At 41.3% G+C, this 16,933-nt stretch carries 13 protein-coding genes and 1 riboswitch; of the genes, 3 read left to right on the forward strand and 10 right to left on the reverse strand.

Annotated elements, in window-relative coordinates:
• Positions 1-164 precede the first annotated feature (164 nt).
• From GYM71_RS09855 to GYM71_RS09865, 3 genes are all read right to left on the reverse strand, one after another.
• Entirely contained in the window at positions 165-2,897 is a 2,733-nt protein-coding gene (locus tag GYM71_RS09855; protein WP_220220347.1) for a sigma 54-interacting transcriptional regulator, read from the reverse strand.
• A gap of 201 nt (positions 2,898-3,098) precedes the next feature.
• A complete protein-coding gene (locus GYM71_RS09860) occupies positions 3,099-4,580 on the reverse strand; it encodes an FAD-dependent oxidoreductase (RefSeq protein WP_220220348.1) in 1,482 nt (493 codons plus the stop codon).
• 9 nt (positions 4,581-4,589) lie between these two features.
• Entirely contained in the window at positions 4,590-5,843 is a 1,254-nt protein-coding gene (locus GYM71_RS09865; RefSeq protein ID WP_220220349.1) for an MFS transporter, read from the reverse strand.
• 125 nt (positions 5,844-5,968) lie between these two features.
• On the opposite strand from GYM71_RS09865, the gene GYM71_RS09870 reads away from it, so the two are divergent.
• Entirely contained in the window at positions 5,969-6,886 is a 918-nt protein-coding gene (locus GYM71_RS09870; protein WP_220220350.1) for a LysR family transcriptional regulator, read from the forward strand.
• A gap of 90 nt (positions 6,887-6,976) precedes the next feature.
• Here the strand turns inward: GYM71_RS09870 and GYM71_RS09875 are convergent, their stop codons facing one another.
• From GYM71_RS09875 to lysA, 7 genes are read right to left on the reverse strand one after another with little or no spacing between them, the layout of a single operon-like run.
• Positions 6,977-8,041, reverse strand: a complete 1,065-nt coding sequence (locus tag GYM71_RS09875) for an aspartate-semialdehyde dehydrogenase (protein ID WP_220220351.1) — start codon at positions 8,039-8,041, stop codon at positions 6,977-6,979.
• Positions 8,038-9,228: an aminotransferase class I/II-fold pyridoxal phosphate-dependent enzyme gene (locus tag GYM71_RS09880; protein ID WP_220220352.1), complete on the reverse strand. Its 1,191-nt coding sequence runs from the start codon at positions 9,226-9,228 to the stop codon at positions 8,038-8,040. Before GYM71_RS09880 ends, GYM71_RS09875 begins: the two co-directional genes overlap by 4 nt.
• A gap of 18 nt (positions 9,229-9,246) precedes the next feature.
• The gene (gene dapB, locus GYM71_RS09885) at positions 9,247-10,008 is read right to left on the reverse strand and encodes a 4-hydroxy-tetrahydrodipicolinate reductase (protein ID WP_220221222.1); all 762 of its coding nucleotides are present in this window, start codon (positions 10,006-10,008) and stop codon (positions 9,247-9,249) included.
• A complete protein-coding gene (gene dapA, locus GYM71_RS09890; protein ID WP_244986823.1) occupies positions 10,008-10,931 on the reverse strand; it encodes a 4-hydroxy-tetrahydrodipicolinate synthase in 924 nt (307 codons plus the stop codon). Before dapA ends, dapB begins: the two co-directional genes overlap by 1 nt.
• Before the next feature lie 22 nt (positions 10,932-10,953).
• The gene (locus GYM71_RS09895; RefSeq protein ID WP_220220353.1) at positions 10,954-12,093 is read right to left on the reverse strand and encodes an N-acetyldiaminopimelate deacetylase; all 1,140 of its coding nucleotides are present in this window, start codon (positions 12,091-12,093) and stop codon (positions 10,954-10,956) included.
• Positions 12,094-12,097: 4 nt separating this feature from the next.
• A complete protein-coding gene (dapD, locus tag GYM71_RS09900) occupies positions 12,098-12,808 on the reverse strand; it encodes a 2,3,4,5-tetrahydropyridine-2,6-dicarboxylate N-acetyltransferase (protein ID WP_103752563.1) in 711 nt (236 codons plus the stop codon).
• A 12-nt stretch (positions 12,809-12,820) separates the two neighbouring features.
• Positions 12,821-14,128, reverse strand: coding sequence for a diaminopimelate decarboxylase (gene lysA, locus GYM71_RS09905; protein WP_220220354.1), 1,308 nt, complete (start codon positions 14,126-14,128; stop codon positions 12,821-12,823).
• A gap of 102 nt (positions 14,129-14,230) precedes the next feature.
• A riboswitch (Lysine riboswitch) is annotated at positions 14,231-14,408 on the reverse strand.
• Between the two features lie 167 nt (positions 14,409-14,575).
• Between lysA and GYM71_RS09910 the strand changes: the two genes are divergently transcribed.
• Together GYM71_RS09910 and dapF are read left to right on the forward strand one after the other, a co-directional pair.
• The gene (locus tag GYM71_RS09910) at positions 14,576-15,928 is read left to right on the forward strand and encodes an aspartate kinase (protein ID WP_220220355.1); all 1,353 of its coding nucleotides are present in this window, start codon (positions 14,576-14,578) and stop codon (positions 15,926-15,928) included.
• Positions 15,929-15,949: 21 nt separating this feature from the next.
• The gene (dapF, locus tag GYM71_RS09915) at positions 15,950-16,933 is read left to right on the forward strand and encodes a diaminopimelate epimerase (protein WP_220220356.1); all 984 of its coding nucleotides are present in this window, start codon (positions 15,950-15,952) and stop codon (positions 16,931-16,933) included.

The following is a 16,933-nucleotide window of genomic DNA, read 5'->3' on the forward strand; positions in this document are numbered from 1 at the left end:
AGCAACTAGCTTTTTTACTTGTTTCACTTACCTATTAGCAATTTTTATGCCAAGTTAGTGTCCAAAAAACAGCAATTGAATAACTTCTGCGTGTTATCAAGCTATTTTTTATTAATTACCACAATTGCAACTGTCATTTTTGCCACTAAGCAAATAGCAATAGTCTACTGTCTAAGCTTAATTTTATTGCCCGAATTAAAAATTAATTCGTAAATATAGGCAATTTCCGTTAGTGGTATTTTAATGTTGTATATTTCCTCAAGTGGAGCAAATGAGCTGTGAATGACCGCCATTCCCTGGCGCTTTTTTGGGCTATCGTGAAAATTACGTGGGCTATTCTCAAGTGATTGGTTCCGAATAATTCGTTCAATCATGCAACTGACATGGACATATAGCGCCATAACAATTTGGTTTGGCAAGCGCGGTGTCAAATAATTATTTAGGTGCCCAACGCACTGGCTAATATTTTTAATTACCGCCTTAGTATCCAAAATGGTTAGCGAGTTGATTACCCGTTCAATACTAAAGTTTTTTAAGACGGCATCATTGAAATTATCCAGGTCTTGGCTCGTGAGGTCATTTTTTAGAGCTTCTTTTAAAACGTTTAGCTTAGAGCCGTTTACCAGCTGGTCAATCGAGATAAAGGGGATATTCTGATAATTAGGATTAGCGGTGCCAATAATTGTTAAAATATTATACTTGCGCTTGAGCACATCTTCCTGATCATCAATTTTTAAAGCATCATATGAATACGCCTTAATCATTACCTTAGTCTTAGCCGGTAAGCTTTCTTTGATCATGTCTTTAATCTTAATTGCTGTACCTACACCTGTCGTGCAACAAACGATGATTACGTCTTGTTTAATCATTTTGGGAAAAATCGTCCGGTAATCATTATGAATATTTTGGTTCATATTCTGCGCCATTGCTTCAATTGGGCGTCGCTTCTTTAAGTAATCAGCCGCAAACAGTGCTAACTGCGTTGATACATTATTAAAAATTACAATTGGAAAGCTAATGTCTAGTTCTAGTAACTCGGGAATTTTTTCAAGTGAGCCCATGTCGGCCATCAGCACTAAACCATTATTGACATGCCGCACTCGGATGTAGTCAGCCACCTTTTGTGCAATAGCCGCTGGTTCAATATCAATAGGCATATCAAAAGAGTCAAGCAGAGGCTCGCCCATAATTTTATTAACTGCATCTGCGATGCTGCTTGCAGTTGAATAGCCATGCGCTAAGAGAATGCAGTGAACAATGTCGGTGCTTTTTTCGCGTTGGATATTTTCAAGATAAAGCGTCAAAAACAGGCGGTCAACTTCATCAGTATAAAGATTCAAAAGATTGTTAACCGTATCCAAAATCAGCTGCACGACTGGCTTAACGTAAGTAGTTTCATTTAGTTTAGCCACAATCTCGTCCGCCATCTTGCCTTCCGCAACGGAAATAGGCCAAGATTTTTCTTGACGAAAATAAAAATAGGAGGAGATTGCCACAATAATATTGCCATTAAATTCATTTGTTTGATCATTTTGCAAGTAGCCGACTTTTTGATCGAGTGTCTTTTTAATTAGGGCTAGTGGCAATTCACCAATTTTTAAATCATCTTTTTTAAAAATCAAATAGTCACACAAAGAATTAATGGCCTCAATCGCTTTTGCCTTAAATGATGAAAACTTTTCTTGGCGGTACAATAGAAAAATTTTTTGGATAGTTTTTTGAATATAATTTAACCGTTGCGGACTACCCAAAAAGGAACTGACTTTACTATCCGGCTTAATTAACAAATCACTTTTATTTGCGGGTAAAACTACTCCTTCATCCAGATTGGCTAATAGTAATTCCTGTGGTAAATCGGCAAGTTTGATATTAACTTGTGTCGCTTGTGGATTTTTTTCTAAGCTACTTGCGACAGAAAGAAGCACGTCATTTTTTAACTGGCCAATATTGTTGGCAAAACTGGCACTCGTGAGTGCTAAAAACGCCTGACTGTTAATGCTAATGGCTTTATTAATCTTTTTGGCATGCTCAATATAAAAATAGATGATTAGGGCCCGAATTTCGCTAGTAGTTCGCTTTTTTAGCGGCGGCATGGTAATTTGAACCGGCATTCGCCGAATAAAAGTTACCAAAAAACTGCTTTTAATTTCTTCGGTTGTTGCGCAGACTAGGCGGACATTAACCTTTTTATTTTTACCAGCAGCGCCCAATGGAGAAATCATGCCAGTATCAAGGTAAGAAAACAGCTTTTCCTGCCCCTTGGCATCGAGTCGATGAACTTCATCCAAAAAAAGCATCCCACCATCTGCTTGATCGAATAACCCCGCGTGATCTTGCTCAGCTCCGGTAAAAGCGCCTTTAACATAGCCAAATAAAGTACTAGTCAACAGTTCCGGATTATCGGCATATTCAGCACAATTGAAACTGATGAATTTACTATCAGGTGCAAGATAGTTTTCTGCCACACAATAATCAAAGTATTTTTTTGCCAGATAGCTTTTACCCGTCCCAGTCTGACCATTAATTAAAACTGGCAAACTACCAGGATACGAAGCAGCAGCTTTGAGCTTTTTTATCTGGCTGTACAGCGATTTATCATTACCAATAACGGTTGCAAAAACATCTTCGCCTTTTAAGTGCTGCAAAGTAGCCAAACTATCATATTCGCTAGCCAGTTCACGGCCTGCTTCTTGTTCCGCCTTCTTTTTAGCAAGAAAAATCGCCGGACGTGTATTAACTTTAATTAGCTTGTTTTCTTTGACCAGCTCGTTTAAATAATGACTGACCGTATTGCGTTTAAGCGCTAATTTATCAGCCAATTCTTGGGTTGACAGATAATGATCCTTTTCTTGGCTATCTTGCTCAATTAACGACAGTAATTTTTCTTTTACACTCATGCCAATTCCCTCATCACATAACTTTATGACTATGTTAGCGATTTTATGTAAACGGTTCAAGCAGAATTAAGTTGTCCAAGCTCGGCTATTCTATCAATTCGGCAGTGCTGCACAAAGCAGCAAAATCACTTGAACACAAAAAAGCAAGCACCGAAGATTTCTTTTCTGCTTGCTTTTTAACTATTAATAAAAATAATGCATTTAGTTAGCCGCCTGCTGACCAGCTAGTCTGCCAAATGTCTGAGCATGACTAGCCGTTAAACCAGGCACATGATCCGGATATGAGCCCCAGAAAAAGCCCCCACTAGCATTACCTGCCGCATATAGATGCGGAATGACCTGTCCCTGTGTATTCAAGACTTGCATTTTAGTGTTAATTCTAAGACCATCCAAAGTAGCCAATAAGCGTCCGCCATAGATAGCACCATAATAAGCACCAGTCTTAATTGGCACCAGTCTGAAATCTTCTTTACCAAATTGGGTATCTTGGCCTTGCTCGCACATTTGATTATAACTGGCAACACTATTTTGCACATTTTCAACTGGCAAATGCAGTTTTTGCGCTAATTCTGCAATTGAGTTAGCTTTTTGAATAAAGCCTTCTTTTACCCGGTTATTAATTTCTTCTTTATTCTCGTCAGTATTATAAAAACCGGGCCAATTAAGTCGAGCACAACCTAAGGTATGAAACTGTTTTAAATTATTCATCGTTGCATCATCCCACAGAGCTACTTGCAAGTAGCCTGGTTGCTTAGTGGCCCGATTCATGTCAAATTCATAGGGCGCACTTTCATTACCAACACGTTCACCATTTAAGTTTAGTTTTAACAGCGGATAACTGCCTAGCCAAAAGTAACCAACATCTTCCCATGATTTCACATAATAATCATTTGTATTAGTGCCAACCGGTACAGCTCCCCGGTCAAAAATAATTTCAGCAGGTTCTTCATCGCGCCAAGCACCAATTTCTACTGCCGCAAGCTGACCCGAACCATCATCACGCGGACTATCAGAATAAACATTTTTCTTTAAGCCTAATGGATTCCATTTTTGCATTAAAGCTTCGTTTGAGCCATATCCACCCGTACAAATGATTACGCCTTTTTTAGCCCTTAATTCAAGCACTTCTGAAGTTGCCATCTTCTTAGCAATTAGTCCGGTAACCACACCGTTTTCCGTAATTAAATGTTCAAGCTTAGTTTGCCACAAAAAATCTGCACCTAATTCTTGGGCTTTTTCAATGACCCAATTTCCGTAAAAAATATCTTCATGCTGCTTATTAGTAACATCATGTTCAGTTGGAAAGGCCGTGTTAATTAAAGTTTGGTAATGTGCATCTTTTTGCGCATAAAGATGTGCACCATGAGGTTTTAGAACATTATCTTCAAGCCAGTCAACCGTAGCGGCACTATTATTAACCCAGGTCCACAAAAGCTTTTGATCAACATTATCCTGCGCAAAAGCACATAAATAGTTAATTAACTGGTACTTATCAATGTCAATTCCAGCTTTTTTCTGGGCCTTAGTCCCAACAGCAGCAAGCGACAAGCGGTATAAATAGTGGGTACTTTTCATCTTATCAATCACTAAGACTTTGGCACCTTTTTCGGCAGCTGCACACGCGGCCATCCCGCCAGAATTACTTGCTCCAATAACGATCACATCATATTCATTTACTTTCATTTTCTTCTCCTACTTTGTTAAACGGCTAGCCCGGTTTTCGCCAATAATAACGGCCAATAACACAACTACTTCACAAATTGCGACGATGCCAACAACGATATTCCAGTTATGGGTCGCATCGGCGATATTGCTCAAAACCGGTGTGGCAAAAGCACTGACCACGTAAGTTAGCGAGCTAGCATACGAATAACCCGCATCAAAATTTTTACCTAATATGTCTTTGGCAAAAACTTGTTCACCCGAACCCATCACAACCGAAATAGCATCTGCCGGCACGGCTGCAACAAGTGCTAATGACGCTAATCTAGCTTGATTAGCAACGATCATCAAAACGGGGGCTAAAATTGCTAAAAACAGCCACCAAGGTAATGCTTTTCTGCCGCCAAAGCGATCAGTCGTTATACCAAATAAAGGTGTCAAAATAAGATCCGCAACGGTAATAATTGTTGCGATTGCGCCGCCAGTTCCTGCACCGAAACCGACTGCTTCCGCAAATGACGGCCAAAGTGAGGTAATGTTGCCCGCAAATTCATTAAAACAAAAGAAAATTAAAACTAGGACAAAGGAAAGTGAAAAAATCACTTTACTCGTGCCTGAATTATTGCTCTTTTCTGCACCATCACCTTCAGCAGAATTAGTTAGTTCAGCTTGCGAAGACACTCCATAAGGCAAAAGGCCAATCTTAGCTGGTTCTACCTTGGTTAAAAAGGCACATGGTAAGCCAATAACTAGCATAATAATGGCCAAAATAATAAATGCTCTGCGCCAGCCATTTGCCTGGATTATCTGTGAGGAAACTGGGGTAATAATTGCTAAAAAGATGGTGTTAAAAAAGGCACCTGCAGTAAAGGCAAAGTTCTTTTTCTTCACAAACCAATTATTAATCACTACACCTTGAACAACATAACCACTAAACCCGCAACAAATACCAACAATTGCAGCTAAAAGATAGAACGCAATGACATTTGTTGCTGTTGAAAATAACCAAGTCGCTGCTGCTGATACGATAATAGCCCCTATCAAGATCAGTGAAACATTAACTTGGTGGATAAACTTGCCAACAAGCGTAGTCCCAATCGCCATTGCTAGGATTAAGACCGTGTAGTAATAAGAAACTGACCCTAATTTGCCGCCACCAATTGAATTGGCTAATGGCGTCAAAAAGAGTCCCATTACTTGGGTAAAAACACCGGCGACAACCCCACACAACAAGCCAGTTGTGACAATCATCAACCACGGATAAATTTTTTGCTTTTTCTTCATCAACTCTGCTCCTTTTTTGCTTTATTCAAATTTATGGTAGCATTGAGTTAAGCACTTTCAGCAGACATTAAAGAAATCAGCTTTGCCAAATTGGCAAAGCTCATACATAACTTTTGGTAATTAAAATGAATACTAACCAAATAAAGTATTTTTTATCGCTTGTTCGAACAAAAAATATTACCCAAACGGCTAATCAGATGTTTGTTTCTCCTTCAACCGTTTCTAAGAATATTCATAAATTAGAAACATTCCTAGGAACCAAGTTGATTAAGCCAGGTCGCCGCGGAATTGAACTAACCACAAGTGGTGAATTTTTTTACGTCAAGGCAAAAAGGATCTACCAAGACATTGATGATACCGTAACTGATATTAAAAACAGCAATTTAAAAGCTTTAGAGCCAATTACCATTGCTTTTACTGGTTCATTATTTGAAATTGAGTTTTTATCCCAATTTATTCAAAATCTAGATGAAAAACTGCAGCCAAGAATTAACCTGGAAATTTTCGATCCTAATGACGGTAACGGAATTTCAACCGCATTAATTCAGGGTAAGTATGACTTCGTCTTATACCAAAAAGACTTTTTTATTGATAAAAAAGAAATAACTTTTAAGCCGGTATTTGCCACGGGCTTATCCGTTATTACGTCAAAGAAAAATCTTTTAAGCCAAAAAAGGGCGATTAGTATTAAAGATCTTTTTAAGCAAAACGTTTATATTTGGAATTCGGTTCCACCCCTCCCTTTAATCAATCACTTTAAGTTTGAACTGTCACTGAAATATCCCGAATTTAACTTTAAGAGTATCAGCGATGAGGTTGTTTTAGAAATTCTTTGTGCAAGTAACCGCTGTGTGGGAATCATCCCTAGCATTCTTTACGATAAGGTTAACGAAAATCTCAATTTTATTTTGCTAGATTATAAATTGGCATTTGAGAACGGTATCGCCTACCGAAAGGGTTACGAAAAAAAGGCTTATTTTAAACCAGTTTTTCACACCCTTAAAAATGCGGAACTAACAGAAAAGGCCAAATGGATTGATTAAGGGATTTTTTACGCACAATACACAATAAAAAACGGCGAGAAAAAATTCTCACCGTTTTTAATTACCCAATTTTTGGTTTAACCAGAATTATTAATCTTGGGGCACCCGAACCAAATTATCGCGCACCAAGCACTCAGCAATTTCAACCGTGTTGCTGGCAGCACCACGTAACAAGTTATCGGCCACTACCCACATGTGGAACGCTCCGGCGTTTTCTTCATCGGCACGGATTCGACCCACAAAGGTTTCACGCTTGCCCGCTGCTTGTAGTGGCTGCGGATAAAGCTGCTTTGACGGGTCATCTTGTAAAACTAAGCCCGCTGTTTGCGTAATTATTTGCTGAATTGCCTTAACGCTTGCAGCATGATCTTTCACAACAAAATAGACAGTTTCACCATGACCAATTTCAACCGGAACCCTGACACAAGTTGCGGTAACTTTAATTTGACTGGAGTCCTGGTCATTAAACAAAATTTTCTTGGTTTCATGAATCATTTTCCATTCTTCGTGAGTGTAACCGTCATTTTCAAAGACATCAATCTGGGGTAGCAAATTAAAGGCCAAAGGATAGTGCTTGCGATCAGCCCCGGTTGGCAAAATTTGGGCTTGGGGCTGTTGCCCATTCAATAAGTCTTGAGCCTGCTGCAGCATTTCATCCCAAGCAGCTTTTCCAGCACCGGACACCGCCTGATAAGTTGAAACAATTATCTGGCTTAAGCCAAAACGCTGAAAAATAGGATACAACGCAGCTACCATTTGAATAGTTGAACAATTGGGATTGGCAATGATGCCATGATGATGGGCTAATTGCTCATCGTTTACTCCAGGAATAATTAGTGGTACGTCATCGTCCATCCTGAATGCACTTGTATTATCGACGCAAACCGCACCGCGCTTAACCGCTTCTGGCAATAATTTTTGAGAAACTGCACCACCGGCTGAAGATAAAACCAAATCAACCCCGGTAAATGATTCAGGCGTAGCCTCTTCGACGGTGATTTCACGTCCCTTGAACTGCAATTTTTTCCCGGCGGAACGCTTTGAAGCCAGTAGTTTAACTTGTTTAACCGGAATATTCGCCTGTTCAAGCTCACTAATTAAACGCTGACCAACCGCACCGGTTGCTCCTAGTATTGCAACGACGTATTCTCTCATTTGTTATCATCCTTTGTTACTAAAAAATTCTTAATTCTGTTTACGGCCTCATGTAAGTCTGCATCACTAGCAGCATAAGAAAAGCGGACATGTCCCTCTCCTCCGGGACCAAATGCACTGCCGGGGGTACCGCCGACTTTAGCTTGCCGCGCTAAGTCAAGTGCAAATTTTTCATCGTCTGTCCCGTATTCAGCCGGAATTTGGGTAAAAACATAAAATGCCCCCTCGCTGGTCATCGTCTTTAAGCCCAAATCATTAAGAGCTTTAACCAGGTAGTCACGCCTTTTTTGATAAATTGGGCGCGCCTGTGCTGGATCATAATCGCCATGTTCTAGCGCTTCTGCAGCCGCTGCCTGGGCCGGATTAGACGGAGCTGTCACTAAAAAAGCATGCATTTTAGCAATTGGACTGATCAAATTAGCCGGACCCGCAATATAGCCGATGCGGTAGCCTGTCATCGCGTGTGACTTAGATAAGCCATTAATTAAGAGGGTACGGTCGGGCAAATAACGGGCAATGGAAGTATGCTTAATGCCATAAGTCAGTTCACCATAAATCTCATCAGAAATTACATATAAGTGATTTTCTGCAATAATCGGGGCCAGCTGAGCCAAAACGCTGCTAGAACATTCGCGACCGGTAGGATTGGTCGGATAATTGAGCAAAATTGCTTTGGCATGAGGATGCTGCCGTAATGTGTCTTTCAAGGCTTCCGGCGTCAGAACGAAATCGGTTTTAGCGGTATTAATTGGCACCAATTTTGCTTTAGTAAATTGAATTAGCGGAAAATATAAGGCATAAGATGGGGTCGGCACAATAATTTCATCCCCTGGCTGAAACAACGCCAGCATCGCGCAAGCAATCGCTTCTGTCGCACCAACCGTAACAATGACTTCAGTTTCGGGATCATAAGACAAATTTTGTTTGCGTTTTAAATAGGCGCTTATTGCTCGACGCAATTTTGGAGTACCCTTTTGGGCCGAATAATGGGAATCATTATCTAAAATGCTTTGAACAGCTGCTTGTTTAACGTGTTCAGGTGTATTTAAATCTGGTTCTCCTAAAGTTAATTTAATTAAACCCGGAATATCATCAACTTTTTGGGCAAACGCACGAATCCCTGAAGGTGGTATTTCGGCCAAGGGCGTGGCAGTTATTGCAGTTAAATCAGCAGCTAAATGAGGCATTTTAATTACTCCTTTTCTTTATAAGATTTTATCTAAACCAACAATTAATTCATCCAGATCCATGATTTTAGCTAATGCTACTTTTACTCCTTGCATGAACGAGGAGCGGTCAAAAGAATCTTGCCTAATGGTCAGGGCTTCGCCTGGTCCACCAAATAAAACTTGTTCATGAGCAACATAGCCCGGTAAGCGAACCGCATGAACGGGAACGCCAGCACAATTGGCACCACGCGCTGGATTATCGTCGCAGCTATCAGCTTGGGGCTGCTTTTTGCGGCTTTGGGCAATTAATTTAGCAGTGGCGCTTGCCGTACCGGATGGTGCGTCAAGTTTATCGGCATGATGCATCTCAATAACTTCTGCATCCGGAAAATACTGAGCTGCTTCTTGAGCAAATTTCATTAATAAAACGGCCGATAGTCCAAAGTTAGGAACAATAATTCCACCCATTTTTTGTTTACGCGCAATTTCTTGTAATTGTTTTATTTGTTCATCACTTAATCCGCTAGTACCAATGATTGGGCGCATATGATGCTCCAAGGCAAACTTCGTATTAGCGTAAACGGCACTTGGAGTAGTAAAGTCAATCCAAACATCCGCACTAAGATTAATATCTGCTAGTTGCGTAAAGCGAGCTACCGAAGCACTCACTTCACCACTAGTCGTTGCATCTGGTGCCAAAACGCCAACTAATTCACAGTCAGGTAGTTGCGCAATTAAGTGGGCAACCTTTTTTCCCATTGAACCTGTTGCACCAGCAAGTAAAATTTTTTTCATGATTAATTCACTCCTAATTCTTTAGGCAAGCGGTTAAACAAAGCCGTTTCATTTAAGCCTAGATGACAGGCTAACTGTTGTTTTTCTTCCTTATTTAAAGTAACGATTGGCAACCGGCATCCCCCGGCAGCTAATCCTTGTGCATTCAAGACCGCTTTTACCGGTGACGGTGACGGATACATAAATAAAGCCTGCATTTTAGGCACTAATTGTCGTTGCAGCTTACCGGCGCGAGCAATATTGCCCCGAGCTAATTCATCATACATTTGCCGCATAACTTGGCCGTAAATGTGGGAGGCAACTGAAATTACGCCATGTGCTCCAAGCATCTTGGCAGCTAAAGCCTGCACGTCCTCACCCGTATAAATTAAAAAGTCATCTGCAGTGTGCTCGATAATATACTCTAAATCTTCCAGTTCCGTGCATTGCTTGACACCGGCAATTTGCGGATTTTGTGCTAATTCCACAATTGTTTCTTTTGCAATCGTAATTCCTGTTCTGCCGGGAATGTTATAAATCATTAGCGGAATTTGCGCCTTTTTGGCTACAGCCTCAAAATGGGCCTTAATGCCACGCTGGTTAGGCTTGTTGTAATAAGGTGCAACCACTAAAGCTAAATCAATTCCAGGAATTTGACTGACCTCTGCAGTAAATTCCGCGGTTTGTGCCGTGTTATTGCTACCCGTGCCGGCGATGACTGGTACACGGTTATTAACTATCTGTGCAAATTTGGTGTAAAGCTGAATTTTTTCATCATGGGTCATTGTGGCTGTCTCACCAGTTGTGCCGCCAATGACAAATCCCCGGCTGCCCGTTTTGAGCAAATGCTCGGTTAATTCTTCTAAGCCAGGATAATCAACCTCACCTTGTTCATTAAATGGCGTAATGATTGCTGTCATTAAGTCTGCTTGCGTAAAATCCGTCATCTTGTTCTTCCTTTCAATAGAGTTACATGTGTTGCTTAAAGAAACCGACAATTGCATCAATTCCGACTTTAATAGCTTCTTCTTGCGGACTAAAAGTTGCCGAATGAAGCTGTGAATCATCCTGCACGCCTAGCCAAAACATGCTGCCCGGAATTTTAGCTAGTAAATAGCCGAAATCTTCTCCCGTCATTGCTGGCTCCGTTTCTTGATAATTAACAGCAGAATCGTTTTTTAAATAGGTAATCAACTGAGCAGTTATCTCCGGATCATTTTCAACTGGCCAATAGCCACCCTGATTAATCTCCAATTTAACTTTTGCTTGAAAACTTTGACCTATACCGGTAGTTACTTCACGTAAACGTTGTTCAATGCGTTCAATCATCGTTTGCGTTAATCCACGAATTGTTCCTTCTAAACGTGCATGTCCAGCGATTGCGTTTCTAATCGTCCCCGCCTGGATCTTGCCAATCGTGATTACCCCACCAGCAATTGGATCAATGCTGCGGGAAATAACGGTTTGCACTTGCTCAATTAGAGCTGCCGCAGCCACAACCATGTCATTTGCCCGTTGAGGATAAGCTGCATGCCCATCTTGCCCGTATAAATCGATGTTAACTTCTGCTGCTCCGGCAAATAAAGTGCCATTGCGGCAGCCAATTGTTCCAGTAGGCAAGTCAGGGGTAACATGAAGTGCAAAAAATTCATCAGGACGCCACTGACCAGTGAAGACCCCTTGCTCGTAAGCAAGTTTGCCCCCATTTTTGCTCTCTTCTGCTGGTTGAAAAAAGAACAGCAAATTATCTTTTGGCTGGTGCTCACTAAAATAGTTAAGAACACCCAGGGCTACGGTCATATGGATGTCATGCCCACAGGCATGCATTTGACCATCATGTTTTGAAGAAAAAGGCAACCCCGTTTTTTCTGTTACCGGTAAGCCGTCAATGTCAGCGCGATAGCCAATGGTTTTAGTGGGATTGCTTCCCTTGACTCTGACTAAAATAGCAGTTGGCAATTCAGACACAGTCTTAATTTCCAAATAGTCTTGCCGAAATTGGTGGATAACTTGTAACAAGTACTTTTGCGTTTGTTTTTCTTCTAGGGCTAATTCCGGTATTTGATGTAAATCACGGCGGATTTGGATTAATTGCTCATTTGTTAGCATTGGCTTACAGCTTTCTTAAATCTTGTTCAATCTTGGTCTTACTTGTGGTTTTTTCATCCCGCTGCTTAATAATTTTAGCTGGGACACCGGCTACTACCGCATTTGCTGGCACATCAGCAGTAACAACTGCTCCGGCAGCAATAACTGCGTTATCACCAACTTGAACTCCTTCTAAGACAACGGCATTGGCGCCAACTAAAACGTTTTGGCCGATTCTAACCGGTTTAGCAGAAGCCGGTTCAACCACGCCAGCAATAACCGCGCCCGCACCAACATGAGTATTGGCACCAATAATTGCGCGCCCACCAAGGACAGCATTCATGTCGATCATGGCATTTTCACCGATTTCCGCGCCAATATTGATTACTGCTCCCATCATAATTACTGCATTAGCACCAATACTTACTTGTTGGCGAATCAACGCACCAGGTTCGATCCGGGCCGAAACATTTTTTAAATCCAATAAGGGAACGGCTGAATTGCGGCTACAATTTTCTACTTGATAATCATTGATCTTAGCCGCATTGGTTCTTAAAAATGGTACTAAATCCGCCCAGTCACCGAAAACCACCCCAACATGATCATTTACAAAGGGTCTTACTTCTACTGGCCAGTCTAATTTTGCCAGGTCACCTTTTACATAAACCTTAACTGGCGTTTTCTTGGGTGCATTGGCAATAAAATCAATTATTTCTGTCGCTGACATATTTTTCATTTGAATTCCTCACTATTCTTGATAAAAACGATCATGACTGACTAAATCTTCATTGGTTTCACGTGTAACAACTTCTTGTGCGTGACCATTTTCTGCAAACACAACAGCTGGCCGAGGCACCCGGTTATAGTTCGATGCCATGCTGTAACCATAAGCACCAGTTGCTAGCATTGCAATTACATCACCTGCTTTGGTCGCTGGCAGCGGCAGTTTTTTGATTAACAAGTCCCCTGATTCACAATAGCGCCCAGCCAAGTGGACTGTTTCGCTAGGTTGAGCAGCGGGATCACGGGCAAGAAGTGCTTCATAATCAGCTTGGTAAAGAGCCGGCCTAATATTGTCACCCATACCGCCATCTACTGCTACATAGGGCATTAATCCGGGAACATCTTTACGTGCGCCAATCGTATACAAACTGTAGCCCGCGCTACCGACGATTGAGCGACCAGGTTCAACCCAAACAGCTGGAACTTTCAGTTGATATTCTTCAGCTAACTGGCGAAGAGTTGTCACAATCTGTTCAACAAAAGTTCCTAAAGCCAATACTTGGTCTTGGGCGGTATAACGAATACCAAAGCCGCCCCCAAGATTTAAGATTTGGGGCTGATAATCATATTTTTTGGCCCATTCACGGACAAGTAGCATCAGTTTTTTAACTTCAAGCTTAAAGCCAGTCGTTTCTAAAATTTGGGAACCAATATGTGCATGAAGGCCAATTAAAGTCATCTGTTCACTAGCCTGTACTTGTAAAAAAGCCTGCTCGGCTTGCCCAGATTTGACGTCAAAGCCAAACTTACTGTCTTCTTGACCGGTCTGATCATATTCATGAGTATGTGCCGTAACGCCGGGGGTAATTCTTAACATGACCTGAATATGACTTTTAGTATCAGCAAGAACTTCCTCAAGAAGTTTAATTTCATGAAAGTTATCCAGAATAATTACGCCAACATGATTTTGCACCGCCATTAAAAGTTCTGCCCTAGTTTTGTTATTTCCGTGAAAACTGATTTTGCTACTTGGAAAGCCAGCTTTAAGGGCGGTAAACAATTCACCGCCTGAAACGACATCAATATGGCCGTGTTCTTGATTGACCACCTGATACATCGCAATGGTGGCAAAAGCTTTGCTAGCGTAACTGATTGCATAATCGATGTGCTGTTTGGTAAAGGCTTGCTGCAAAGCCCGAAACTGTTGCCGAATTTGAGTAACATCGTAAACTACAAGCGGCGTGCCGTATTCACGGGCTAAATCTAGTGCATCAACCCCACCGATCGTTAAGTGTCCTTGATCATTAGTCTCGTAATAATCATCTGCTGGCATCTGGTAACCCTCCGTTTTCTTGAATAAAAAAGGACTCTTTTGTGTGCGCTTAGCATACAAAAGAGTCCTTCAAAAATTAAAATTAATTATTATCTGGTTCAATTTTGACGAGCGCTCCGCAAATTATTAACTTGCGACAGTCCGTAATCTCTTAAATTACGTCCCAGCCAATTAATTACCGCAATAATTAACGCTTCGGCAACCGCCCCTTTCACTGGTTTCTTAGTTTTTGCAGAAACTCCACCAGCTACTCTTGTTGGTCGCGACCTCTTCGATTAATAAAAATCTTATTATTAATCATAGCCGATGTCAACATTTTTTCATAAATAATTCACTTGCCTAATTTAAATACGCGCTAAATCGCCTTTTCGGTTGCAGATTAAAATTAAAATGTTAAAATGCGTTACTATCAAACTTAAAATAATTTAATCAAGCAGGTGATCGAGAATGAAAGTTGTTAAATTTGGTGGTAGTTCTCTGGCAAACGGAGAACAATTTCAAAAAGTGCTTAATATTATAAATGCTGATCCAACCAGAAAAGTAATTGTTACTTCAGCACCAGGAAAAAGATTTGAGCAGGATACCAAGGTGACTGACTTATTAATTGACTATGCTAAAAAAACGATCAAGCACCAAGACTGTGCCGTAATCGTTCAACAAATTTGGGCCAGATATAGCGAAATTGCACAATTTTTTGACTTAAGTCCGGACACAATTGCACCTTTACACCAGGAATTGTGCGACTTACCCACAATTTCGTATCCAGACAATGATTTTCTCATGGCTGCATTTAAAGCCCACGGTGAAAAGCTCAACGCTCAGCTGCTAGCCCTTCTTTTACAACAAAAAAATTTTCCGGCGCGCTTTCTCGATCCCCAAGAAGCCGGCTTTTTAGTCAGCAATGTCGCTAATGATGCTCAAGTTCTGGAAGAAACCTACCAAAATCTCTCTCGCTGGCGCGACATACCTGAAATTCTTGTTGTTCCGGGATTTTACGGTGTTACCCCAACTGGCAGCATTGCAACCTTTTCACGGGGTGGTTCAGATATCACCGGCGCAATTTGGGCCCGAGGAACTGCTGCCGACTTGTACGAGAATTTTACTGATGTTAATGCCATTTATGCTGCTGATCCAAGAATTGTGACCAAGCCGCACCCAATCAAAATCATGACCTACCGAGAATTACGGGAATTATCTTATGCCGGGTTTTCGGTTTTCCATGATGAGGCACTAATTCCGGCGATTCAAGGTCAGGTATATATCAACGTGAAAAATACTAACCACCCTGAGCTTCCGGGTACGCTAATTGTTCCCGAAAAGAATTTTCATCCCAAAAATATTATTACCGGTGTCGCAAGTTCCAATCACTTTGCCGCTTTATACTTACATCGATATTTACTTAATAAAGAAACTGGTTTTACGTTAAAACTACTAAAAATATTTTACCAGTTTAATATCTCATATGAGCATATGCCATCTGGAATTGACGACTTAACCGTTATTTTTGACAAACGCCAGTTTACTGAAAAACTGCGCCAACAAATGTGTGCCGAGATTAAGCGAGTTCTCCAGCCTGATCAATTAGAATGGATTGATGATTATGCCATCATCATGGTTGTCGGCGAAGGCATGCGTAACAAAATCGGTGCCATGCAAAACATCACTACCCCACTGGCCCAAAGGCACGTTGCAATTCATATGATTAATCAAGGGGCTTCCCGTATTTCAATAATGCTGGGAACTAAAAAAGAGGATGCGGCTGCCGCCGTTACCCAGATTTACCACCAATTTTTCAAATAATTTTCAAGGGAGTTCAAACAAATGGTTTACATGCAAAAAGTTCATGGTTCGCAGAACACTTTTTTCTTACTCGATCAAACACAGTTAAAGCAGACACTTTCACAAGCAGAATTAGTTCGGCTGGCAAAGCAATTGACCAATGCCAAAACGGGCCTATTGGGTGGAGCAGATGGTCTTTTGGTAGTCAGTTCATCAAGCCACCAAAATGTTCTTGGAAAAATGCAGGTTATTAACGCAGATGGGTCGATTGCCTCCATGTGCGGTAATGGTCTTAGGACCGTTGGGCGCTATTTAGCCGAAAAATATCACCAAAATTCGTTTAAAGTTGAGACCCAGCAAGCGGATCTCAAGGTGAGTGTTGAACCCGACTGGGCAGAGAGCGTCAAAGCGATTAGTGTTGAAATCAGCCCCGTCAGCTTTGCCAAGCAGGATCTACCTTTTGCACAGTTGAATTGCAGTAAGCTCATTAATCAAGAAGTACCCGCTTTTGCCCCGGGCCTAAAGTTTACTGCTGTGGCTGTCCCCAACCCGCATTTAATCAGCATTGTTTCTGCGGAAGTTTTAGCCAGTTCCTTATTAGAAAAACTCGGCACCAAGCTCAATCAACCGAATCCATATTTTCCCGATGGCGTGAATGTCAGCTTTGCCCAAGTGATTGATTCACGGCACCTCTTTGTCCGTACTTTTGAGCGTGGGGTTGGTTTTACTAATGCTTGTGGCACGGGAATGTCGGCCGCCAGTTTGGTATTTGCACTAACGCACCAGCAGGAAAAAGGTTTTAATCACTTACTCACCGTTTCCAATCCAGGCGGCTTCGTTCAAACTAGAGTACACCAGCAAGAAAATCATTATTGGATTGAGCTCATCGGTAACGCTACCGTCACACATAATATCAATGCTGACGAAAGTTTATTTCACCAGGATTTGCCGGACTTCAGTCTTTTTCAAGTTGAGCAGACCTCAGAAAATGCGGCATATCAAGCCTTTATTTCAAATAATAAATAG

The sequence above is a fragment of the Lactobacillus panisapium genome, from assembly GCF_019469265.1.
Classification (GTDB): domain Bacteria; phylum Bacillota; class Bacilli; order Lactobacillales; family Lactobacillaceae; genus Lactobacillus; species Lactobacillus panisapium.

Bases quoted from the DNA above. Each gene is read 5' to 3' on its own strand.
- GYM71_RS09895 (WP_220220353.1), bottom strand. From the start codon at position 12,093: ATGCTAACAAATGAGCAATTAATCCAAATCCGCCGTGATTTACATCAA.
- GYM71_RS09870 (WP_220220350.1), top strand. From the start codon at position 5,969: ATGAATACTAACCAAATAAAGTATTTTTTATCGCTTGTTCGAACAAAA.
- GYM71_RS09910 (WP_220220355.1), top strand. From the start codon at position 14,576: ATGAAAGTTGTTAAATTTGGTGGTAGTTCTCTGGCAAACGGAGAACAA.
- GYM71_RS09875 (WP_220220351.1), bottom strand. From the start codon at position 8,041: ATGAGAGAATACGTCGTTGCAATACTAGGAGCAACCGGTGCGGTTGGT.
- dapF (WP_220220356.1), top strand. From the start codon at position 15,950: ATGGTTTACATGCAAAAAGTTCATGGTTCGCAGAACACTTTTTTCTTA.
- lysA (WP_220220354.1), bottom strand. From the start codon at position 14,128: ATGCCAGCAGATGATTATTACGAGACTAATGATCAAGGACACTTAACG.
- dapD (WP_103752563.1), bottom strand. From the start codon at position 12,808: ATGAAAAATATGTCAGCGACAGAAATAATTGATTTTATTGCCAATGCA.
- GYM71_RS09860 (WP_220220348.1), bottom strand. From the start codon at position 4,580: ATGAAAGTAAATGAATATGATGTGATCGTTATTGGAGCAAGTAATTCT.
- GYM71_RS09855 (WP_220220347.1), bottom strand. From the start codon at position 2,897: ATGAGTGTAAAAGAAAAATTACTGTCGTTAATTGAGCAAGATAGCCAA.
- GYM71_RS09865 (WP_220220349.1), bottom strand. From the start codon at position 5,843: ATGAAGAAAAAGCAAAAAATTTATCCGTGGTTGATGATTGTCACAACT.
- dapA (WP_244986823.1), bottom strand. From the start codon at position 10,931: ATGACGGATTTTACGCAAGCAGACTTAATGACAGCAATCATTACGCCA.
- GYM71_RS09880 (WP_220220352.1), bottom strand. From the start codon at position 9,228: ATGCCTCATTTAGCTGCTGATTTAACTGCAATAACTGCCACGCCCTTG.